Annotated in this window: 20 protein-coding genes; 17 read left to right on the plus strand and 3 right to left on the minus strand. The window is 64.1% G+C overall.

Annotated features, from left to right (window positions below):
* Nucleotides 1-121: 121 nt before the first annotated feature.
* From KFO72_RS25395 to KFO72_RS25430, 8 genes are all read left to right on the plus strand, one after another.
* Nucleotides 122-1,039, plus strand: a complete 918-nt coding sequence (locus KFO72_RS25395) for a sterol desaturase family protein (protein ID WP_107201861.1) — start codon at nt 122-124, stop codon at nt 1,037-1,039.
* Nucleotides 1,040-1,304: 265 nt separating this feature from the next.
* Nucleotides 1,305-2,333, plus strand: coding sequence for an aldo/keto reductase (locus KFO72_RS25400; RefSeq protein ID WP_060610160.1), 1,029 nt, complete (start codon nt 1,305-1,307; stop codon nt 2,331-2,333).
* A gap of 162 nt (nt 2,334-2,495) precedes the next feature.
* Nucleotides 2,496-2,900, plus strand: coding sequence for a two-component system response regulator (locus KFO72_RS25405; protein WP_054931714.1), 405 nt, complete (start codon nt 2,496-2,498; stop codon nt 2,898-2,900).
* A 290-nt stretch (nt 2,901-3,190) separates the two neighbouring features.
* A complete protein-coding gene (locus KFO72_RS25410) occupies nt 3,191-4,351 on the plus strand; it encodes a porin (protein ID WP_054931715.1) in 1,161 nt (386 codons plus the stop codon).
* Nucleotides 4,352-4,693: 342 nt separating this feature from the next.
* Nucleotides 4,694-5,572, plus strand: coding sequence for an RNA polymerase sigma-70 factor (locus KFO72_RS25415; RefSeq protein WP_054931716.1), 879 nt, complete (start codon nt 4,694-4,696; stop codon nt 5,570-5,572).
* Between the two features lie 198 nt (nt 5,573-5,770).
* Nucleotides 5,771-6,250 carry a carboxymuconolactone decarboxylase family protein gene (locus KFO72_RS25420; RefSeq protein WP_060610166.1) on the plus strand — a complete coding sequence of 160 codons (480 nt, stop codon included), beginning with the start codon at nt 5,771-5,773 and terminating at the stop codon, nt 6,248-6,250.
* A gap of 60 nt (nt 6,251-6,310) precedes the next feature.
* Nucleotides 6,311-6,718, plus strand: coding sequence for a cupin domain-containing protein (locus tag KFO72_RS25425; protein ID WP_054931722.1), 408 nt, complete (start codon nt 6,311-6,313; stop codon nt 6,716-6,718).
* 109 nt (nt 6,719-6,827) lie between these two features.
* Nucleotides 6,828-7,829, plus strand: coding sequence for a LysR family transcriptional regulator (locus KFO72_RS25430; RefSeq protein ID WP_225033315.1), 1,002 nt, complete (start codon nt 6,828-6,830; stop codon nt 7,827-7,829).
* A gap of 72 nt (nt 7,830-7,901) precedes the next feature.
* Here the strand turns inward: KFO72_RS25430 and KFO72_RS25435 are convergent, their stop codons facing one another.
* On the minus strand, nt 7,902-9,008 hold the full coding sequence (locus tag KFO72_RS25435; protein ID WP_225033316.1) for an alpha/beta fold hydrolase: 1,107 nt from the start codon (nt 9,006-9,008) through the stop codon (nt 7,902-7,904).
* A 183-nt stretch (nt 9,009-9,191) separates the two neighbouring features.
* Between KFO72_RS25435 and KFO72_RS25440 the strand changes: the two genes are divergently transcribed.
* A complete protein-coding gene (locus KFO72_RS25440; RefSeq protein WP_225033317.1) occupies nt 9,192-10,895 on the plus strand; it encodes a pyrrolo-quinoline quinone in 1,704 nt (567 codons plus the stop codon).
* 21 nt (nt 10,896-10,916) lie between these two features.
* On the opposite strand, the gene KFO72_RS25445 is transcribed toward KFO72_RS25440, so the two are convergent.
* Entirely contained in the window at nt 10,917-12,656 is a 1,740-nt protein-coding gene (locus KFO72_RS25445; RefSeq protein WP_225033318.1) for an FAD-dependent oxidoreductase, read from the minus strand.
* 300 nt (nt 12,657-12,956) lie between these two features.
* Between KFO72_RS25445 and KFO72_RS25450 the strand changes: the two genes are divergently transcribed.
* Nucleotides 12,957-13,406 (plus strand): Ohr family peroxiredoxin, encoded by a 450-nt coding sequence (locus KFO72_RS25450; protein ID WP_054931721.1) that lies wholly within the window; start codon nt 12,957-12,959, stop codon nt 13,404-13,406.
* A gap of 114 nt (nt 13,407-13,520) precedes the next feature.
* Nucleotides 13,521-14,246 (plus strand): hypothetical protein, encoded by a 726-nt coding sequence (locus KFO72_RS25455; RefSeq protein WP_225033319.1) that lies wholly within the window; start codon nt 13,521-13,523, stop codon nt 14,244-14,246.
* 8 nt (nt 14,247-14,254) lie between these two features.
* Here the strand turns inward: KFO72_RS25455 and KFO72_RS25460 are convergent, their stop codons facing one another.
* Nucleotides 14,255-15,100 carry an IclR family transcriptional regulator gene (locus tag KFO72_RS25460; RefSeq protein ID WP_054931725.1) on the minus strand — a complete coding sequence of 282 codons (846 nt, stop codon included), beginning with the start codon at nt 15,098-15,100 and terminating at the stop codon, nt 14,255-14,257.
* A gap of 300 nt (nt 15,101-15,400) precedes the next feature.
* Between KFO72_RS25460 and KFO72_RS25465 the strand changes: the two genes are divergently transcribed.
* The 6 genes from KFO72_RS25465 to KFO72_RS25490 are packed head-to-tail and all read left to right on the plus strand — an operon-like array spanning nt 15,401 to nt 21,079.
* On the plus strand, nt 15,401-16,492 hold the full coding sequence (locus tag KFO72_RS25465; RefSeq protein WP_054931726.1) for an ABC transporter ATP-binding protein: 1,092 nt from the start codon (nt 15,401-15,403) through the stop codon (nt 16,490-16,492).
* Nucleotides 16,485-17,390 (plus strand): ABC transporter permease, encoded by a 906-nt coding sequence (locus KFO72_RS25470; protein ID WP_060610180.1) that lies wholly within the window; start codon nt 16,485-16,487, stop codon nt 17,388-17,390. Before KFO72_RS25465 ends, KFO72_RS25470 begins: the two co-directional genes overlap by 8 nt.
* A gap of 24 nt (nt 17,391-17,414) precedes the next feature.
* Entirely contained in the window at nt 17,415-18,209 is a 795-nt protein-coding gene (locus KFO72_RS25475) for an ABC transporter permease (RefSeq protein ID WP_035995755.1), read from the plus strand.
* Complete coding sequence (locus KFO72_RS25480) at nt 18,209-18,529, plus strand: (2Fe-2S)-binding protein (RefSeq protein WP_054931728.1); 321 nt, start codon at nt 18,209-18,211, stop codon at nt 18,527-18,529. The genes KFO72_RS25475 and KFO72_RS25480 overlap by 1 nt, the downstream gene beginning before the upstream one ends.
* On the plus strand, nt 18,526-19,959 hold the full coding sequence (locus tag KFO72_RS25485; protein WP_225033320.1) for an NAD(P)/FAD-dependent oxidoreductase: 1,434 nt from the start codon (nt 18,526-18,528) through the stop codon (nt 19,957-19,959). Before KFO72_RS25480 ends, KFO72_RS25485 begins: the two co-directional genes overlap by 4 nt.
* Nucleotides 19,952-21,079, plus strand: a complete 1,128-nt coding sequence (locus KFO72_RS25490; RefSeq protein WP_225033321.1) for an NAD(P)/FAD-dependent oxidoreductase — start codon at nt 19,952-19,954, stop codon at nt 21,077-21,079. The genes KFO72_RS25485 and KFO72_RS25490 overlap by 8 nt, the downstream gene beginning before the upstream one ends.
* Nucleotides 21,080-21,091 lie beyond the last annotated feature (12 nt).

Consider the following 21,091-nt stretch of genomic DNA (forward strand, 5'->3'; position numbering starts at 1 on the left):
ATAACTTCCGCATAGCCTGTAACGGCGGCCATCACTACAGTGCGCATATCGGATGCGATGCACTGACTGATCCAACACCACCGCAGACGATACCTCCCGCCACAACCGTTATGGCATCGTCATGGAACACTTCGGAAAACTCCCTCTTTACGTCTCGGCCGTCATCGTCTTCGTGTCGTTGATCGAGGCCGTCGTTCTCAGCAGAAAGAACCGCAGCACCGCGACGCCGTTCGCGTGGTACGAAGTCTGGATTTCTCTGTTTGACCTGGTTGGCCGCAAGCTGCTCGCGTTGTTGCCGCTGTCGCTCGCGACGCCGGTTTTCGCGCTCGCGTGGGACCATCGTCTCTTCACGGTGTCGATCAATAGCGCGCTGATGGTGTTCGCGCTCTTCATCGGTCAGGAGTTCTGCTACTACTGGTATCACCGCGCGTCGCACCGTATGCGCTTCTTCTGGGCCACGCATGCCGTGCATCACTCGCCGAACCAGTTGACGCTGTCCACTGCCTATCGGCTCGGCGTGACAGGCAAGCTGACGGGCTCGGCGATCTTCTTCACGCCGCTCGTGTTCCTCGGCGTGCGCCCTGAAGTCGTGCTGCTGACGCTCTATATGAACCTGATGTACCAGTTCTGGCTGCATACGACGTGGGTGCCGAAGCTCGGCTGGCTCGAATACGTGTTCAATACGCCGTCCGCGCACCGTGTGCATCATGCATCGAATGTCGAGTACCTCGATGCGAACTACGGCGGCGTGCTGATCATCTTCGACCGTCTGTTCGGCACCTATGTCGAAGAACGCGCCGACGAACCCTGCCGCTACGGTCTCGTCACACCGACCACGTCGCGTAACCCGTTCGTCGTCGAGTTCGAGCACTGGGCCACGCTGATCCGCGATGTCGTGAGGGCGAAAAGCGTGTGGATCGCGATCAACCACGTGATCCAGCCGCCGGGGTGGCTGCCCGATGGCGGCGGCGAAACGACGGAAGAACTGCGCCGCAAGAGCAAGCCGGTGCGTGGCGAGGTCGAGACCGTCAACGGTTGAGGCAGGTTGGAATAGCGGGGGCGCGCAGTGCGATGCGCGCCCCGTTTGTTTTTGCCATGCGGATCAGGCGCTGCGCTTGCTGATCTCTCTCGCATACGGCTATTCATTCTGGATACCCGCATGCGTCGTCTTTCAATTGAATGACGTCGGCCGACGCGCCTGCACGCCATGGGCCAATGGAGTAGTCTATCAACCTCATCATTGCGCCCGCATCGAAGCTTGCGAGCGATCCGCATCGTTCAACCGATTCATCAACGAGGCCAACATGGAATATCGTCACCTGGGCGCGTCGGGATTCAAGGTGCCCGTGCTCAGCTTCGGCACGGGCACTTTTGGCGGCAAAGGCGAATTCTTTCAGGCGTGGGGCGCGACGGATGTCGCCGAAGCACGCAAGCTCATCGACGTCTGTCTCGACGCCGGCGTGACGATGTTCGACACCGCCGACATCTATTCGAACGGCGCGTCGGAGGCGATTCTCGGCGAGGCCCTGAAAGGGCGTCGCGACAAGACCATCATCTCGACGAAGGCCACGTTTCGCTTCGATGAAAACGATCCGAATGCCGTGGGCTCGTCGCGTTTCCATTTGATCCAGGCGGTCGATGCGGCGCTCAAGCGTCTGCAAACCGACTATATCGATCTGTTCCAGTTGCATGGCTTCGACGCGAAGACGCCCGTGGAAGAAACGCTCTCCACGTTGAACGATCTCGTGCGCGCAGGCAAGATCCGCTACACGGGCATGTCGAACTTCTCGGGCTGGCATCTGCAAAAGTCGCTCGATGTCGCGGACCGCTATGGCTATCCGCGATACGTGGCGAACCAGACTTATTACTCGCTGATCGGACGCGACTACGAATGGGAACTGATGCCGCTCGGCATCGACCAGGGCGTGGGTGCCGTCGTATGGAGTCCGCTGGGCTGGGGCCGTCTGACGGGCAAGATTCGTCGAGGCCAGCCGCTGCCGGAACAGAGCCGCTTGCACAAGACAGCCGACATGGGCCCGCCCGTGCCCGACGAGTATCTGTATCGCGTGGTGGATGCACTGGACGCGATCGCCGAAGAAACGGGCAAGACGATTCCGCAGATCGCGTTGAACTGGCTGCTGCAACGGCCCACGGTTTCGACGGTGCTGATCGGCGCACGCAACGAGGAGCAATTGCGGCAAAACCTCGGCGCGGTGGGCTGGAATCTCACGCAAGCGCAGGTCGCGAAGCTCGATGAAGCGAGCAAGGTCAGGCCGGCGTACCCGTACTGGCATCAGGAAGGTTTCGCGGAACGCAACCCGTTCCCGGTGTGAGTCGAGTTTGAGTTGCATCGCAGGGCCGGCGCATCATCGGGTTCGAGACGGAACGCGGCGCTGGCTTTTGGTTTGCTTCGACAGCAATGTATCCAGGCGCGCTCGAACGTCCCGAAGCGGACGCGAGCGCAGTGCATCGAATGGTCATGAGCGAGGCCAGATATGCCGACAGTGCTGCTTGTAGACGACGACGTTGAAACGCTGGACGCATGGCAATACGTGTGCGAAGCGCATGGCTATGCGACCTGTGTTGCCGAAGATGGGCGCGCCGCGCTGGACATGCTGCGCGAGCGCGATGTGGATATCGTCGTCGCGGACTGGCGGATGCCGGTAATGTCGGGCAGCGTGCTGTGCCATCACGTGCGCAACGAGCGGAACCTGGCGGAGATCGTGTTCATTCTGGTGTCGGGCGAGCCGAGCCCGCCCGCGTTCGTCTATTACGACGGCTTTTTGCGCAAGCCGCTCGACCCGACGGATCTGCTGTCGGCAATGGACCGGCTGTTGCTCGAACGCGCCGCCGACGGTCGTCGCAAGCGAAACGTTTCCACCGCGCCGAAGAACGGCTAGCCAGTCCATGCCAATCACGTGCAATGCGTGGTTAGCTTGCAATACGCTTATCGTTTTTGAGCACATGTCAGTGCTCACGAAAGCATGTGTATCTGTCTGAAAGCACTCCGGCATAGGACGCGTTGCTTTAGCGCCGCGCGACGGTGCGCTTGAGCGCCGGATATTTTTGACACTCCTATGATGAAGACGCTGTCGAGTCTGGCGCGCGCGAGGTTGCCAAACCATCGTCGGTTCTTTTATGATCGCGCGCCACAAAACGCTTCACCGCTACATCACGGAGCCGAACCAACATGAAGAAATCTTTACTCGCCCTCGCAACACTCGGAGTTTTTACCGCTTCCGCGCATGCGCAAAGCAGCGTGACGCTTTATGGTCTTATCGACACCGGTCTGGTGTACACCAATAACCAGCAGGGCCACAGCAACTGGCAGATGGTGAGCAGCTCGACGCAGAATACGGTGTTCGGGCTCAAGGGCTCGGAAGATCTGGGCGGCGGCTTGCATGCCGTATTCAAGCTCGAACAGGGTTTCCTGCTGAACAACGGCGCGCAGGCATTTTCGGGCAGTGCCTTCGGTTCGCAGGCGTGGGTCGGCCTGCAAAGCGATCCGTACGGCACCTTGACGTTCGGCCGCCAGTTCGACGCGATGAACGACCTCGTCGGGCCGCTGACAGCCGAGTTCAACACGTGGGGCGGTAGCATGGCCGCGCATCCGTTCGAGAACGACAACCTCGCTGCGAACTCCGTCGTCATCAACAACTCGGTCAAGTACACCAGCCCGACGTGGAGCGGCGTTACGGTCGAAACGATGTATAGCTTCAGCAACAAGGCAGGCGACTTCGCGAACAACCGCTCGTATGGCTTCGGCGTGTCGTATGCGATGGGCCCCGTCAATCTCGCCGCCGGTTACCTGCAGTTCAACAATGCGGGCAACGGCAGCGGCGCGACCACGTCGTCGGATACGAGCGCGAACTTCATCGCGGAACGGCAGCGCATCTGGTCGGTTGGCGGCAACTACACGTTTGGCCCGGCGACGGTTGGTCTCGTGTGGAGCCATTCGCAGATCGACAACGCCGCGGGCGTGTTCTCGTTCGGCACGGGCACCTATCTCGGCGCCAACGATTCATCGGCGGGCACGCTGGCCGGTTCGTTGCGACTGGATAACTACGAAGTGAATGCGAAATATGCGCTGACGCCGGCCTTGAGCGTGTCGGGCGCCTACACGTACACGCATGGCGCGTACAACGGCTCGTCGCCGGGATGGAACACGGCGATGCTGCAAACCGACTACGCACTCAGCAAGCGCACCGACTTCTACCTTGAAGGCGTTTATCAGAACGTGCATGGCGCACCGGCGGATTCGGTGCTGTCGCACGCGATGATCAACACGCTGTCGCCGTCGTCGACGGATTCGCAGGTTGCCGTGACGGTTGGCCTGCGTCACGCGTTCTGATCCGTGTGACGTAGCGAACGGGCGTCAGAACAGATGCCGCAAGCCAACGCGCACGGCAAGCTGCGAATTGGCGCCCGTTCTCGAATCGTTCGGACTGGCACATCAGTGCGTGCCCTGCATCTTCCAAAGCAGCGGCATTAAACAAAACGTATCTGCGGCGCAGACGCTATCACGGGCTTTCTCGAAGACGCAGCGGCTCGAGCCGTTGCCCGATTCTTCATATCACGCGTGTCCCGTCTACCATCCTGGTAGCGTATCCATGGCAAACTTCGGCTTTGTCATCTCCGCTCTGTCATGTCTCGCCCTCTTTCATTCGATGAGAAGGGCGAGGCCACGCACCTTATGGACGCCGACGCCTACGCCTTCGACCAGCTTCGCCCGCGCCTGCAGAAAATCGCCTACCGGATGCTCAGTTCCGTCGCCGAAGCCGAAGACATCGTGCAGGACGTCTGGTTGCGCTGGCACGCAGCCGACCACGCGAGCATCGACAACGCCGAAGCGTGGCTGGTTTCCGTCACGACGCGCATGTCCATCGACCGTCTGCGTGCAGCGAAAATCCAGCGCGAGCACTACACGGGCATCTGGCTGCCCGAGCCTGAGATCAGCGATTCGCCCGCGACGCCCGAGGAGATGACCGAGCGCGCCGACGACGTGTCCGTCGCATTCCTGATGCTGCTCGAGCGGCTCACGCCCGAAGCGCGCGCCGCCTTCCTGCTGCGTGAAGTCTTCGACGCGGACTATGACGAGGTCGCCGATGCGATCGGCAAGACGGAATCCGCATGCCGTCAGCTGGTGAGCCGTGCGAAGGCGCAACTGCGCGACGAGCGTCCGCGTTATGCCGTGCCGCGCGAGAAGCATCGCCAGTTGTTGCAGGGCTTTGCGCAGGCGCTCGCGAGCGCGGACTTCCACGCCATCAACGCGTTCCTCGCCGAGGACGCCACGCTGATCGGCGACGGCGGCGGCAAGGTGAAGAGCTTCCCGAAGCCGATGATGGGCGGCCGGCGTATTGCGCAGCTGTTCTATGCGGCATTGCGGCGTTTTCCGGGCGGGGTTCACGTCAAGCTCGTGACGCTCAACGGGCAGGGCGCGCTGTTGCGGTATATCGAAGGCAAGCTCGAATCGGCGATGTCGTTCGAAACGGACGGCGAGCGTATCGTCAGCATTCACGTTCAACGCAATCCCGACAAGCTGGCGCGCATCGCCGCCGCCTACGAACCCTGAGTGCGACGACGATCGCGGCGCCCATGACCGGCTGACAGCGGCTGACCGCGGGATTGGTGCCGGATGGGCAACACGGTGAGCCCGTCCGCAGGTCTACCGCGGCGCGCGTCACGAACTTACCATGGCTTCGTGCGGTTCACTACCGCGAACGGCATCCGTCCCGCACGGATGCTTCCGTCATCGTCGCCAGGAGAAGTCATGACTCAGCGTATCAACTACTTCCATCAATCGCCCGAGCTAGCGAAGAAGTTCATCGAGCTCAGCAATCTGCTGAAGGATTGCGCCATTGAAGAACCGATCCGCGATCTCGTCAATATCCGCGCTTCGCAGATCAACGGTTGCGGTTTTTGCCTCGACATGCACGTGAAGGAAGCGACGATTCACGGCGAGCGCGCGCTGCGTCTCCATCATGTGGCGATCTGGCGCGAGTCGACGCTGTTCTCGCCCCGCGAACGCGCCGCGCTCGCGTGGACGGAAGTGCTGACCACATTGCCCGAGCACGGCGTGCCCGACGATATCTACGAGCGTGTGCGCGGCCAGTTTTCGGAAAAGGAACTGTCGGACCTGACATTCGAAGTCATGGCCATCAACGCCTGGAACCGTGCGAACGTGGCGTTCAAGTTCGTGCCGGGATCGTCCGACAAGGCATTCGGCCTGGACAAGGCGAACCTCGCCTGAGCCGGGGCGCCGTTCCCGTTCAACCTCGGCCTGTGCGGGCCGCCATGTGAGGAGCGCATGATGTTTTGCTCGAAGAGAATTGTCGCGGCCCTGCTCGTCATGGCGGGCACGTTGACGAACCAGGCCCGCGCCGAGCCGCCCGCGGCCATCGTGACACCCGTCATGACCAGGCCGCTCGACGACTATCCCGGCAAGGAAGCGTTGATGATCCTGGTCGAATATCCGCCCGGCGCCGTGGACCCGGTGCATCGGCATCATGCGCACGGGTTCATCTACGTGCTCGAAGGGTCGATCGTGATGCAGGTCAGAGGCGGCAAGGAAGTCACGCTGACGCCGGGCCAGTCCTTCTATGAAGGCCCGAACGATGTTCACACGGTGGGCCACAACGCGAGCCAGACGAAGCCCGCAAAGTTTCTCGTGCTGCTGCTGAAGGACAAGGGCGCGCCCATTCTGGTGCCGGAGAAATAGGACGCGCGAGCGGCCTTGCGCGAGGCCGCAAAAGAAAATTCGCGGACCACGTCACAAACGCAAGCGCTGAAACGTCTAGTCGGATATGGACTTCACTCTTCGCGCTTCCATGTCAGACTACGCACCGCGCCGCTCCGTGACGGGCGCCGACGATCCGATTGCCAGCACGTTTGCAACGAGTTTCGCCGGTGTTGTTTCCTTTCTTGCCGTTGCCAACGAAGGCAGTTTCGCCAAGGCGGGCGATCGCCTCGGCATTGGCCGCTCGTCCGTCAGCAGGAACGTGCAGAAGCTGGAGGCCCAGCTGGATACGCGCCTCTTTCTGCGCACCACCCGCTGCACGTCGCTGACGCGCGAAGGCGAACTCTTCTTCGAGAACTGCCAGGCGGGCGTCAAGCGTATCGTCCAGGCGCTCGAAGAGATGCGCGAGCTGCGCAGCGGGCCGCCGCGAGGGCGGCTGCGCATCTACTCGACACCGGGCTTCGGGCGCAGGATCGTCGCGCCGTTGCTGCGCGGCTTTCATGCGCAGTACCCGGATATCTCGCTGGAACTGCTGCTCAACGACCGTCCCGCCGACTTCACGGCCGATCGCATCGACGTGTCGTTTCGCGACGGACGCATGGAAGACAGCGAGATCGTCGCGCGCCAATTGATACCCATGCAGATGATCGTCTGCGCGTCGCCCGCGTATGCGGCCGCGCACGGCTTGCCGCGCCATGTCGACGAACTGGCTGATCATCGCTGCATCAACCTGCGTACGGCGACGGGGCGCGTGAGGGAGTGGGAATTCAAGGTCGACGGCCTGCCGGTGCGCCGCCAGTTGCATGCGCCGCATACCTTCAACGACCCGGATCTGATTCTCCAGGCGGTGCTGGACGGACTAGGCATCGCGCAACTGCCCGGTTATCAGGTGTGCGATCTGCTCGGCGAAGGGCGTCTCGTCACCTGCCTCACCCAGTATGCCCCGGACGACAGCCGTCATTACATCTGCTATCTGAGCCGCAAGCATCTTCCGGCGCGCATCCGCGTGTTCGTCGACTACATGACGGAGCACACGCGCGCGCTCGACCTGCATTGCCTGACCACGATGGATGCGATGGCAACGGTCGACTGAGCGCGGCGGGGGTTCGAATCCGCGTCTTCGCACGTTGAACTCGACGCGTGCCTCTCGCAATCGCAAGCTGCGTCACCGCGACGGCATTTCACGCTCGCCGGGACATGACGACGGCACTCGCCCGTCGAACAGCACGGCCATGCCGCATTCGGATGTCAGCATGCGTCGCGCGTCGTGTCCCGCGCCGGGCACTTCGACCACGCGCTGATTCAGCCCGACGGGATAACGCCGTTGCAGATAGTCGAAGTACGCAAGCCCACGCGCGAGCCTGAACGGACCTTGCGCCATCGCCGCGCAGGAGCGGTCGATAAAATGCGTGCGCGGGTTCACGTCTTCCATTCCGAGCAGATACACGACATCGCGCTTCGCGTAGCGCGCCTCGATTTGCGCCGCGTCCTGCGAGGCGACATAAGCCGGCGGGTCGGCCATGCCGTACTTCCATTCGACCGCGCGCGGACAGGCCTGTGTATCGACGTGCTGGAAAACACCGCGCGTGACGGGACGTTCATCGTCGAAGTACAGATAGCTCGACGGATTCGCGACGACGTACCGCACATGGATGCCGTCGCGCGCCAGCGCTTCACCGGCGCGTCCCGCCACGGCATAACGCTGCACGACCTGCGCACCCGCCGAATGCCCGATCACCGTCACCGAAGATAACGCGGGATAGCGCTGCCTGTCGTCGAAATGTTCGAGCAGCGCATCGAGCGCGGCGAAGGAACTCACCGGCGCGGGGCGGCGCGCGGGCGCGCCTTCCTTCCATCCGGCTTCGGACCACGCGAGCGTGCTTTCAGGCATCGGGAACGCGCGCAGATCGCGCGTCGTCAGAAACTGCGGCGCGACAATCATGGTTCGTGTTGCATCCGGCCCGGCAGCGGCGAGCACTTGCTGCCCGGTGGCGAAGTACTGGTCGGCGTTGCGCAACGTGCCGTGAACGATGATGAATACGCGCGTGACGCCGGGTTGTGCGGCGTCGATGTTGCGATCGGCGTAGAGTGGCAACGTGCCGTCGCCTTCGGGCGTAACGACACGCATGGCCTGATCGGCGACATGCGCGACGGGCGCGTTCTGTCGCGACGATGCGGTGTCTGAGGCGGCGTGCGCGCGGTTTGCCGCCGCCAATGCCAAGGCGATCCATGCCGCGGCGAGCCACGGGCGCCGTGCCGGTTCTGAAAACATATCGAATGTCTCGTGAGGTACGTGCGTATTTAACGCGCGACGCGGCGTTATCCGTCGCATGAATCTGGCGCGTCGCGGAACGCAAATTGCTCAGTTGCAATGCCGGAATTTCGCCGACATGCGACTTTCGACACCTGCAAGGCCGACAATCTATGCGGTCGCCCGACCGCCTGGGAGACGTCCATGAACCGCTGGCAGCGTTCGTTCTCCAATCTGCGCAGTTCCCGGCATATCGCGATTTTGGGCCTCGTCGCGGCGATTTGCATATCGTGCAGCGGGGGCGGCTCGTCGAACAACGCGAGCACGAACGGCGGGAGCGGCGGCTCGGGCAGTCCGGGCGGCTCGGGGGGCTCGGGCAGTTCGGGCGGCACGGCGGCGGCAGTCACCGACGTGCTCACCTTCCACAACGATGTGGCCCGCACAGGGCAATACCTCGCGGAAACCACGCTCACGCCCGCGAACGTCAACGCGGCGAGCTTCGGCAAGGTGGGCTTTTTGTCCGTCGACGGCAAAGTGGACGCGCAACCGCTGTACGTCGGCAACGTGCAGGTGAACGGCGCGGCGCACAACGTCGTGTACGTCGCGACCGAGCACGCGAGCGTGTACGCATTCGACGCCGACAGCAACGCCCAGCTCTGGCAGCGCTCGCTGCTCGGCGCGGGCGAAACGACCAGCGATCCGCGCAACTGTGCGCAGATTTCCCCTGAGATCGGCATTACGGCGACGCCCGTCATCGATCGCGGCCGCGGGACGAACGGCGTGATGTATGCGGTGGCGATGAGCAAGGACGGCGCCGGCACGATTCATCAGCGCCTGCACGCCATCGATCTTGCCACAGGCGCCGACGCGCTCGGCGGACCCACGGACATAACGGGCCGCTATCCGGGCAGCGGCGCGAACAGCAGCAACGGCGTGACCGTCTTCGATCCACAGCAATACGCGGAGCGGCAGGCGCTGACGCTGGTCAACGGCAACGTCTATCTGGCGTGGACCTCGCACTGCGACCAGGGGGTCTACGGCGGCTGGGTGATGGCCTACAACGCCGATACGCTCGCGCAGACGGGCGCGCTGAACCTGACGCCGAACGGCAGCGGCGGCGCGGTATGGATGGGTGGCGGCGGCATGGCGTCGGACGGCACGTCGCTCTATCTGCTCGATGCCAACGGCACGTTCGACACCACGTTGAACGCGCAAGGTTTTCCATCGAATGGCAATTTCGGCAATGCGTTCATCAAACTCCAAGCCGCGCCGAACCTCAGTGTGGCGGACTATTTCGCCACTTTCGATACCGTGTCGCAATCCGCGCGCGACGCCGACCTCGGTTCCGGCGGCGCGATGGTGCTGCCCGATCTCGTCGATGCGAGCGGCGTCACCCGGCGTCTTGCGCTCGGCTCGGGCAAGGACTCGAAGATTTATGTCGTCGATCGCGACAACCTGGGCAAATTCAACGGCTCCAGCAATGCGATCTGGCAGGAGATCGACGGCCAACTGATAGGCGGCGTGTTCACGACGGCGGCGTTTTACGGCAACGTCGTGTACTACGGCGCGGTCGGCGATAACCTGAAGGCGTTCCCGGTCAGCGGCGCGCGTCTCGCCGCCACGCCCGCATCGCAAAGCGGCTTCAAGTTCCCGTATCCGGGCACGACGCCGAGCATCTCGGCGAACGGCGCGCAGAACGCGATCGTGTGGGCGGCGGAAAACGGCGCGGTGGCGGCGCTGCATGCGTTCAATGCCGCGAATCTCGCGCAGGAGCTGTACAACAGCAATCAGTCCGGCTCGCGCGATACGTTCGGCGCGGGCAACAAGTACATCACGCCGATGGTCGCGCATGGACGCGTGTATGTCGGCACGACGAATGGCGTCGCGGTGTTCGGATTGTTGAAATAGCCCGGCCGCGCGGCGCGCCCGCTAACACGCGGCCCGCGCCTCGGCCAGCAGACGATGGATCTGCGCGACCACGCCCGCGCCTTCGCCGACTGCCGACGCGACCCGCTTGGTCGACCCCGAGCGCACGTCGCCGATCGCGAAGACGCCCGGCACGCTGGTCTGCAATGACATCGATTGCAGCCCGGCGCCGGGAATGTCGGGCCCCGTCAAGACGAACTCCCTGTCGTCGAGCGCCACGCCGCATGTCTTGAGCCAGCCGGTGTTCGGCTCGGCGCCGATGAAGACGAACAGATGATGCGTCGTCATGCTGCCTTCGATGCCGCCCGCGCCGCGATAGTGCACGCGTTCGAGCCGCGCATCGCCTTGCAGCGCCGTCAGTTCGACGCGCGTGTGGAGCGTCACGTTCGGCAGCGCGAGAATCCGTTCGATCAGATAGTGCGACATGCTGTGCTCGAGGCTCGCGCCGCGTATGAACATGTGCACATGCTCGGCATGCGACGCGAGAAACACGACTGCCTGTCCCGCCGAGTTGCCGCCGCCGATCAGCAGCACGGGCTCCTTGCGGCACAGACGCGCCTCGATCGGCGTTGCCCAGTAGTAGACGCCGGAGCCTTCGAAACGCTCCAGCCCGTCGACGTCCGGGCGCCGATACTCCGCGCCGCTCGCGATCACGACGGTACGCGCAGTGATGCGCCGGGCGTCGGTGAGTTCGACGACGGGCGGCTGTTTGTCGCAATACAGGGCCTGCACCTCGCACGGAATGCCGATGTGCGCGCCGAACTTCTGCGCCTGCACAAATGCGCGGCCCGCTAGCGCGTGGCCGGTGATGCCCGTCGGAAAACCCAGATAGTTTTCGATGCGCGAACTGGTGCCGGCCTGGCCGCCGGGCGCGCGGCAATCGAGCGCGGCCACCGATAGCCCTTCCGAAGCCGCGTACACGGCCGCCGCCAGTCCCGCCGGACCCGCGCCGACAATGGCGACGTCGTACACATGCGCCGGATCGAATTCGGGAATCAGCCCGAGACACGAAGCGAGCTGTCCTTCGTCGGGATTGCGCAGCACCGTGCCGTTCGGGCACAGGACGAGCGGAAAGTCGTCGGGTTGCGGGGTCAGCCGTGCGAGCAACGCGATGGCTTCGGCGTCCTTGTCCGCGTCGAGCGTCAGGCTGGGGAACACATTGCGGCGCAGGAAGTTTTGCAGCGCGATCAGCCGCCCGTGGTTGGACGGGCCGACCAGCACCACGCCGTGTCCGCGCTCGATCACCAGAACGCGCCGCAGAATCAGCGCGCGCATGATCTTCTCGCCCAGATCGGCTTCGCTGATCATCATCGCGCTCAGTTCGTCGGGCCGTAGCAGGATCGCTTCGACGTCTTCGACCACGTGCGCGTCGACCACGGCCGGTTTGCTGGAGAGCTGCGTGACATCCGACGTGAACTCGCCGCGTTGCGTGTAGGTATGAATAATCCGCTCGTGGCCGAGACCGTCGCGCCCGACTATCCGCACCTTGCCCGACAGCAGCACGAACACGCCGGGACACAGGCTTCCCGCACGATAGAGCAGGGCGCCCGTGGTGTAGCGCGACGGCGCGCCGAAGCGGCGTATCCGATCGATTTCCGCTTCCGAGAGCACGGGAAACATCTGCTGGTGCCGCGGATGATCGCGCACGCTCGGGTCTTCGAGGAGATCGCCGTCAAAGAGGTTCGCGTCCGTGGCGGGCTCACGGGCGGGCGCTGCGTCTGACGGCGTTGACTCGTTGCTCATCGCGGACTTCCTCCGGCGCATGACGGGGTGGCGCGTGGGCGTTGCGCAAGTGTTGGCTGCCCGTCAGCCAAGCATACTTCCATCATTCGATTCTTGCGTGCGATGGGCCGGTTTGGGTGTTTCCTGGCCGCGTGTTTCATTCGACCACGTTGCGTCGCTTCGCTGATCACTATCGAAAGCGTGTGAGCGATTAAATCGTATGCGATTGACATGGCGGGGCGCTTCCATCAATATGCATCGCATGCGATCGAATCGCATGAGTTGTATAAACCGATCTCCACTTTCGACTTAGGATTCGCAATGACCAGAATTGAAAAAGTCCTGTTCACGGGCAAGACGCACACAACGGCAAGCCAGCACGCTGGCGCTTCGCGCGGCCACGAAGAGCGGCTCGACCTGAGACTGTCCGCGCCGGGCAACGACGCACATCCGCAGCATGTGTTCGAAGCCGCCGATCCGCATCCGACGGCGGAGCAACTGTTCGCGGGCGCGTGGTCGGCATGTCTGATCACCGCGATCGGGTTGGCGGCCAAGGCGAAGAAAGTCGCGCTGCCTTCCGACCTCGCGCTCGACATCGAGATCGATCTCGGCATGACGGGCAACGCGTACTTCCTCGGCGCGCGGATCGACGTGAGCATGCCGGGCGTGCCGCGCGAACTCGCCGAAGCAGTCGTGCATGCCGCAGACGAACTATGTCCGTACTCGAAGGCCACGCGCGGCAACATCGACGTCGCGATCAACGTGATCTAGGCGTTCGTCACGTGCGCGCACGCGTGCGCGCGTGCGCAAGCGGATGCCGTGCGTCTGGCCCGAAAGGGCGCGCTAGAATGAAAATCTGCGCCCTTTCATCGACGGCAGACGGCCATGAACCTGTGCATCGCCCGCTTCGTTCGCCCAACGGTGTCTGCCCTCTGTGCTGCGTCGCTCGCCGCGATTGCCGGGTGTGGCGGCAGCGTGTGCATCGGCTTCGACGGCTGCACGGGCGCAGTCGTGGTGCAGAACCTTGCGCTCGCGGGCACGGCGGCCACCGGCAAGGCCCTTGCGAGCGCGAACCTCAACGTGGCCTGCGCGCAAGGCTCGGGGGCCACGTTAACGGATGGCGGCGGACGCTACAGCCTCGCATTCAATGCGACGCCGCCATGCGTGATGACCGTGACGTCCGGCGGCACGACGCTGCATTCGCTCGCCTTCGCTGGCGGCACCTTCAACACGACGCCCGAAACCGAACTGATGCTCGTCTACCTCGCCGCGCAACTCGGCACTAGCGTGTCCAGTCTGATTGCGAATTTCGCCAGCAACGCGCCATTTCAGCAGGCGCTTGCGAACCAGAGCAATGTACTGAATGCGCAATCGGCGGTGGTCGCGAATCTGCAGCAACACTATGCCGTCACGCTCGCTGCACCCGCGTTCCTGACGACGCCATTCACGGTCGGGCAGGCAGGCGTCGATAGCGACCTCGATGCGCTCGCGAAAGCGGGCGCCATCGACGCCAACGGCATGCCCGATTCAGCCGCCGTTGCGCTGATGGCGCAAGCGGGTGCCGCGCATCCGCTTGCGAAAGCATCCGCGCCTTTACCGGGCGGTATGTAAGTCGCGCGTCACGCGATCGGTTCTGTCGTCAGCGCGCGTGTCAGGCCGTGCATCGGACGGCGCATCGCGACATCGAACGGATTCACCTGCGGGCCGATCAGATCGGCCTGGCGCTTGAGAAGCTCGACGACCATCGGCAAACGGTCTTCGCCCAGACGCGCCGACAGTGTGCCGACGCTCAGCGCCGCCACCGCGCAGCCCGTCCGGTCGATGATCGGCACGGCCACGCCCGCCATGCCTTCCAGCACGCCGCTATTGCGCCCCGCGTAGCCGAGTTGCCGGACGCGTTCGATTTCTGTGCGCAAATAGACTTCGTCGAGCACGCCATAACTGCGCAGCCGCGGCACGTTGAAGCGGATGATCTCTTCGCGCTCGGCTTCAGGCAGGAACGCGAGAATCGCAAGGCTGCCTTGGCCGACGCCCAGTGCGACGCGGCCGCCGATATCGCCTGTGAACGAGCGGATCGGAAACGGGCCTTCGCACATGTCGAGACACACGGCATCGAAGCTGCTTTTGACGAGCAGGAAGATCGTGTCGCCGAGACTCGCGCACAGTCGCAGCAAGGCAGGGCGGCACAGTTCGCGCATGCCGCTCGGATTGCCTGCCTGCGAGGCCAGCGCAAAAAAGTCGACGCTCAGCCGATAAAGCTTCGTACTCTGATCCTGCTCGACGACCCCTTCGGCAATCAGCGCATGCAGGATGCGATGCACGGTGGCCTGCGTCAGCCCGACGGCTTTCGCGATGCGCGTGACGCGGCCGCCTTCGGGTTGAATTTCTCCGAGCGCCCGGATCACCGCGAATGCGCGCTGCAACATGCCGGTGCCGGGAGCTTCGGCTTCTTTCGAAGAAATCATTGGCGATCTCGATTCGGATTCCATTGAACGGAATACTAGCTGATGTTCTTCCTGAAAAACAAACTGTTGTCTCCAAACGCCTTGAAAGCGACAGTACACGCGCGCTTCAGTATTTTCACTGACGGCACGCAGCGGAACATAACGCATGAGCATGGGACAAATATTCCACTCAACGGAAGAAATAGAATCTTTATATCGTTGATTGGAATTTGACATTGACGCTCTGGAATTTGGCTAGCTAGAGTCGGCTCAACAGACACCCGTCGATTCAGCCGGTGCCGTGCACCGAAAGGCCAGACCATGTCGTTCCTCACATTGACTGACGTTTCGAAGACGTTCGGCGATCTGCACGCCGTGACGGGCGTCAACCTCGCGGTGGAAAAGGGCGAATTCGTTTCGCTGCTCGGCCCGTCGGGCTGCGGCAAGACGACCACGCTGCAGATGATCGCGGGCTTCATCGAAACGACGCGCGGCCGCATCATGCTCGACGGCCGCGACATCACGCACATGAAGCCGAACCGGCGCGGCCTCGGCATCGTCTTTCAAAGCTACGCGCTGTTTCCCCATATGAGCGTTGCGCAGAACGTCAGCTTCGGGCTGGAAATGCGCGGCGTCGATAAAACCGAGCGCGCCGACCGTGTGCGCGAAGCCCTCGCGCTGGTGCGGCTCGATGCGCTCGCGCATCGCTTTCCGCGGGAATTGTCGGGCGGTCAAAGGCAGCGTGTCGCGATTGCGCGCGCGATCGTGATCGCGCCGCCCGTGCTGCTGCTCGACGAACCGATGTCGAACCTCGACGCGAAGCTGCGCGAGGACATGCAGTTCGAACTGCGCGCCATTCAACGCAAGATCGGCACGACGACCATCATGGTCACGCACGATCAATCCGAAGCGCTGTCGATCAGCGATCGCGTGGTCGTGATGGAAGCGGGGCGCATCACGCAGATCGACACGCCGTATCGCGCGTACGAGCGGCCCGAGAATCTGTTCGTGTCGCAGTTCATCGGCAAGGCGAACATGCTGGCGGGCAAGATCGTATCGCGCGACGGCGACGCGATCGGCATCGACCTGGGCCACGATCTCGCGGAAACGGGCAGCGTGGCGCAGCTGGCCGCGCAAGGCCAGGCGATCGGCGTCGGCGACGCCGTCACGCTGTGTATTCGCCCGGAAAAACTGCGGCTCTGCGCGCCCGACAAAGGGCGTCTCGCGGGCAACGTGACGAGCCGCTTCTTTCTCGGCAGCCAATGGCTTTACCGGCTCGACAGCCGCGTCGGCGAGATGCTGGTGTGCTGTCAGAACGAAGGCAACGAACCGTTTTCGGAGGGCGCGCAAGTCGGCATCGACTGGCATAGCGATTCGCTGCGCCTGATCGGCCAGGAGCGCGCGCATGGATAGCACGCTGCCCGCCACGCAAAGCGCGAACGCCAGCGCGGCGCGCGCGCCATGGCGCGCCTTCGTGCCGCTCTGGCTGATGAGCGCGCCCGCGTTGATTCTGTTCGCGACGCTCGTGCTCGTACCGCTCGCCATGACGCTCGCGCTGACCTTCTACCGCTTCGATCCCGCCAGCGGCCCGATCGCCGCATTCGACTTGCACAACTACGTCGAAGTGCTCGGCTCATCGTATTTCCACACGATCTTCCTGCGCACCTTCGGCATCGCCTTGCTGACTACCGTGCTGTGCGTCGCGATCGGCACACCCGAAGCCTATGTGCTGTCGCGCATGCGCGACCCCTGGCGCTCGCTGTTCCTGCTGGTGATTCTCGCGCCGCTGCTGGTGTCGGTAGTGGTGCGCGCATTCGGCTGGAGCATGCTGCTCAATACGAACGGTCTCGTGAATCAGGCGTTCGCGCTGTTCGGCCTCGGACCGTACAAGCTCGAATACACGACCTTCGCCATCGTCATTGCGCTCGTGCACGTGATGCTGCCGTTCATGGTGATTCCCGTGTGGACCGCGTTGCAGCGGCTCGATCCGCAGACGGAGAACGCGGCGTTGTCGCTGATGGCGTCGCCTGCGACAACGTTGCGCCGCATCGTGTTGCCGCAACTCGTGCCCGGCATTCTGTCCGGCAGCCTGATGGTGTTCGGCCTTTCGGCGAGCGCCTTTGCGATTCCCGGCCTGCTGGGCGGACGCCGTCTGAAGGTGGCGGCGACGGCTGTCTACGACCAGTTCCTGAGCTCGATGAACTGGCCGCTCGGCGCGACGATCGCGGTGCTGCTGCTGGTCGCGAACCTGGTGGTGATGCTCACCTACTACCGCGTGCTCGAGCGGCGCTACACGCGCAGCATGGGCTGACGCGAACCCGACAGGCGAAACATCATGCGCAAGAACGGCCCCTTTGCACTCGCGTTCCACACCATCGTGATTCTGTTCGTGCTCGCGCCACTGGCGATCGTCGTGCTGGTTGCCTTCACGCCCGACGAAACCTTGACGCTGCCCACGCATGGCTTCTCGCTGCGCTGGTTTCGCGCGATTCTGGACTATCCGGACTTCATCACGGCGTTCTTCAACAGCCTGAAACTGGCCTTCGCTTCGGCGACGCTGTCGCTCGTCGTGGCCTTGCCTGCGGGCTTGGCGATTGGCCGCGCGCGCTTTCCGGGGCGCAATTTTCTCAATGCGTTGCTGCTGTCGCCGCTCGTGATTCCCGGCCTCGTGCTCGGCATCGCGATGCTGCGCTTCTTCGCGCTGATCGGCGCAACGGGTTCTTTCGCCTGGTTGATTCTTGCGCACATGGTCGTGATCACGCCGTTCGTGATGCGCCTCGTGCTTGCGTCGGTGAGCGGGCTGGACCGCAGCATCGAGCACGCGGCGTCGTCGCTCGGCGCCGACGCGTGGACCACGTTCCGCCGCATCACGCTGCCGATGATCGTGCCCGGCATCACGGGCGGCTGGCTGCTTGCGTTCATCAACAGCTTCGACGAACTGACGATGTCGATCTTCGTCACGTCGCCGCAGACGGTGACGCTGCCGGTGCGGATGTACATGTACGCCACCGAATCGATCGATCCGATGATGGCGTCCGTCTCCGCGCTCGTCATCTTCATCACGGCGGGCGCGATGCTGCTGCTCGACCGTGTCTACGGTCTCAACCGCATTCTGATTGGCCAGCACTGATGGCTTCTTGCTCTCCCGCTCACATGTCCCGTTCCCACAGCCAGTTGCTGCGCGTGGCCGAAGCCGAACGCGCGCCGGTGTCGTTCTTTCTCGACGGCGTCGAAGCCGGCGCGCTGACGGGCGATACCGTGCTGACCGCCATTCTCATGCAGCAGCGCCACGTGCGTCACAGCGAATTCAGCGGCGAGCCGCGCGCGGGCTTTTGCATGATCGGCGCGTGCCAGGACTGCTGGGTGCGTTGCGAAGACGGCGCGCGGATTCGCGCATGTTCGACGCTGGTGAAAGAAGGCATGCGGATCGTGACGAAGGGCGCGCCATGACGCGTGGCCAACAGGTGGTGATCGTCGGCGCGGGGCCTGCGGGGATTCGCGCGGCGCAGACGCTGGTGGCGGCCGGCATCCGGCCCATCGTGCTGGATGAAAACGCGCGCTGGGGCGGACAGATCTATCGTCAGCCGCCGGCCGATGCGGGTTTCCGCCGCAGCAAGGCGACGCTCTACGGCTTCGAGTGGAAGAAGGCCGATGCCGTGCACGAAGCGATGCGCGCGCTTCTGCCGCATATCGACTATCGGCCGGAGACGCTCGTATGGTCGTGCGAAGGCCGCAGGCTGGACACGATGTGCAATGGCCGCGAGGCCAGCGTGGCGTTCACGCAGTTGATCATCGCGAGTGGCGCGACGGATCGCGTGTTGCCCGTGCCCGGATGGACACTGCCCGGCGTCTATACGCTGGGCGGCGCGCAGGTCGCGCTGAAGGCGCAGGGCAGCGCGATCGGGCGGCGCGTCGTGCTGGCGGGCACGGGGCCGTTGCTGTATCTCGTCGCGTATCAATACGCGAAGGCGGGCGCGCGGATCGAAGCCGTGCTCGACACGAGCGCGTGGTCGAAGCAGGTCGCGGCCGTACCGAAGCTTATCAGTCAGCCGTCGACGTTCGCCAAGGGCGTCTATTACGTGGCGTGGCTCAAGGCTCGCGGCGTCAGAGTGGAGCGCGACGTGACGCTGGCCGGTATCGACGGCGAGGACGGCGTGGCGGGCATTCGCTTCAAGGCATCGCGTGATAACGGGCGCATCGAGACGATTGCCTGCGATGCCGTCGGTCTCGGCTTCGGCTTGCGCCCGGAAACGCAGCTCGCCGATCTCGCCGGATGCCGCTTTCGCTTCGATTCATTGAACGGCTGCTGGCTGCCCGAGCGCGACGCGGCAGGGCGCAGCTCGGTGGCCGGCATCTATCTCGCAGGCGACGGCGCGGGCATCGCGGGCGCGGATGCGGCTGAACTCGCGGGCCGGCGTGCGGCGCTCGCGCTGCTCGACGATCTGCGCATCGCGCATCCGGCGCAGACGGATGGCCTCGATGCCGCGACGCTGGAGCGCCGCCTGCAACGCATTGCCGTGTTTCGCGCTGGTATCGAAGCGGCCTTCGCGCCACCCTCGCAACCCGCGAAGCAATGGCCCGACGACATGACCGTCTGCCGTTGCGAAGAAGTCGATGCGGGTACGTTACGGCGCTGCATTCGCGGCGGCGAGGCGGGCGAGATCAACCGGCTCAAGGCCTTGACGCGTGTCGGCATGGGCCGCTGCCAGGGACGGATGTGCGGCGAAGCGGCCATTGCGCTGCTGAGTGAGGAAACGGGGCGTCCGGTCGAAGGCGTCGGGCGTCTGCGCAGCCAGGCGCCCATCAAGCCCATTCCCATCTCGCCGATGCTGTTCGACGACGACGTCGCCGCGATTCCCGAGGAGGCACGCGATGAGTGACGCTGTTCACTATCAGGTCGTGATCGCGGGCGGCGGGCTGGTCGGCGCGTCGGCGGCACTGGCGCTCGCGCGGCGCGGCGTGCGCGTCGGACTGTTCGAGCGGCGCTATTGCGGCGCCCAGGCGAGCGGGGTCAACTACGGCGGCGTGCGCTGCCAGGGGCGCCCCGCCGAACAGATGCCGCTTGCGATGCGCGCACGGCGCGTCTGGGACCGCTTGCCGGAACTGATCGGCATCGACGGGGAGCTCGTGGTGTCGGGTCATCTGCGTCTGGCGCGACGCGACAGCGATTTTGCCGTGCTCGAAACATGGGCCGCGATGGCGCGCGAACATGGGCTCGAAACCGGGCTGCTGGCGGGCGCGGCGTTTCGCAAGCGCTATCCGTGGCTTGGCGGCGCGGCGTTGGGCGGCTCGCTATGCATGAGCGACGGCCACGCGAATCCGCGCCTCGTGTCGCCCGCCTTTGCGCGCGCGGCGCAACGCGCGGGCGCCGTGGTGCGCGAGCAAACCGCGCTCACCGACATCGCGCATGACGGCACGCGCTTCCAGCTTCGCGCCGGCGACGAACGCATCACCGCCGACTGGTTGATCAACAGCGCGGGCGCGTGGGCGAACACCGTTGCGGGCTTTTTCAACGAAGCCGTGCCGATGAAACCGATCTACCCGAACATGTGGGTGACCGAGCCGCTGCCGCGCTTCATCGCGCACAACCTGGGCGTCGTGGGCGGCGGCGTGTACGCGCGCCAGGTCGAACGCGGCAACTGCGTGATCGGCGGCGGGCGCGGCCATGGCGACGGCGAATACGCGCAACCGTCCACGCAGACCACGCGCGCCGTGATGCGCGACGCGTGCGCGCTGCTGCCCGCCTTGCGCGACGCATTGCTGATCCGCACGTGGAGCGGCGTCGAAGGCGAGACGCCCGACAGCAACCCCGTGATCGGCGCGAGCCAGAAGGTGCCGCGCCTGCTGCATGCATTCGGTTTTTCGGGCGGCGGCTTTCTGCTTGCGCCCGGTATCGGCGAGGTGCTGGCCGACCTCGTGATCGACGGCGAGACTTCGACGCCGCTCGATGCGTTTGCGATCGGCCGCTTCAACCGAAGCGCGATCTCCGCTGTTCTTTAATCCTGTCAAGGA

It is taken from the genome of Paraburkholderia sp. XV, from assembly GCF_020177535.1.
GTDB classification, from domain to species: Bacteria; Pseudomonadota; Gammaproteobacteria; order Burkholderiales; family Burkholderiaceae; genus Paraburkholderia; species Paraburkholderia caribensis.

Coding starts and splice junctions, on each gene's coding strand:
- KFO72_RS25395 (WP_107201861.1), top strand. CDS start 122: ATGGAACACTTCGGAAAACTCCCTCTTTACGTCTCGGCCGTCATCGTC.
- KFO72_RS25400 (WP_060610160.1), top strand. CDS start 1,305: ATGGAATATCGTCACCTGGGCGCGTCGGGATTCAAGGTGCCCGTGCTC.
- KFO72_RS25405 (WP_054931714.1), top strand. CDS start 2,496: ATGCCGACAGTGCTGCTTGTAGACGACGACGTTGAAACGCTGGACGCA.
- KFO72_RS25410 (WP_054931715.1), top strand. CDS start 3,191: ATGAAGAAATCTTTACTCGCCCTCGCAACACTCGGAGTTTTTACCGCT.
- KFO72_RS25415 (WP_054931716.1), top strand. CDS start 4,694: ATGGACGCCGACGCCTACGCCTTCGACCAGCTTCGCCCGCGCCTGCAG.
- KFO72_RS25420 (WP_060610166.1), top strand. CDS start 5,771: ATGACTCAGCGTATCAACTACTTCCATCAATCGCCCGAGCTAGCGAAG.
- KFO72_RS25425 (WP_054931722.1), top strand. CDS start 6,311: ATGTTTTGCTCGAAGAGAATTGTCGCGGCCCTGCTCGTCATGGCGGGC.
- KFO72_RS25430 (WP_225033315.1), top strand. CDS start 6,828: ATGTCAGACTACGCACCGCGCCGCTCCGTGACGGGCGCCGACGATCCG.
- KFO72_RS25435 (WP_225033316.1), bottom strand. CDS start 9,008: ATGTTTTCAGAACCGGCACGGCGCCCGTGGCTCGCCGCGGCATGGATC.
- KFO72_RS25440 (WP_225033317.1), top strand. CDS start 9,192: ATGAACCGCTGGCAGCGTTCGTTCTCCAATCTGCGCAGTTCCCGGCAT.
- KFO72_RS25445 (WP_225033318.1), bottom strand. CDS start 12,656: ATGAGCAACGAGTCAACGCCGTCAGACGCAGCGCCCGCCCGTGAGCCC.
- KFO72_RS25450 (WP_054931721.1), top strand. CDS start 12,957: ATGACCAGAATTGAAAAAGTCCTGTTCACGGGCAAGACGCACACAACG.
- KFO72_RS25455 (WP_225033319.1), top strand. CDS start 13,521: ATGAACCTGTGCATCGCCCGCTTCGTTCGCCCAACGGTGTCTGCCCTC.
- KFO72_RS25460 (WP_054931725.1), bottom strand. CDS start 15,100: ATGATTTCTTCGAAAGAAGCCGAAGCTCCCGGCACCGGCATGTTGCAG.
- KFO72_RS25465 (WP_054931726.1), top strand. CDS start 15,401: ATGTCGTTCCTCACATTGACTGACGTTTCGAAGACGTTCGGCGATCTG.
- KFO72_RS25470 (WP_060610180.1), top strand. CDS start 16,485: ATGGATAGCACGCTGCCCGCCACGCAAAGCGCGAACGCCAGCGCGGCG.
- KFO72_RS25475 (WP_035995755.1), top strand. CDS start 17,415: ATGCGCAAGAACGGCCCCTTTGCACTCGCGTTCCACACCATCGTGATT.
- KFO72_RS25480 (WP_054931728.1), top strand. CDS start 18,209: ATGGCTTCTTGCTCTCCCGCTCACATGTCCCGTTCCCACAGCCAGTTG.
- KFO72_RS25485 (WP_225033320.1), top strand. CDS start 18,526: ATGACGCGTGGCCAACAGGTGGTGATCGTCGGCGCGGGGCCTGCGGGG.
- KFO72_RS25490 (WP_225033321.1), top strand. CDS start 19,952: ATGAGTGACGCTGTTCACTATCAGGTCGTGATCGCGGGCGGCGGGCTG.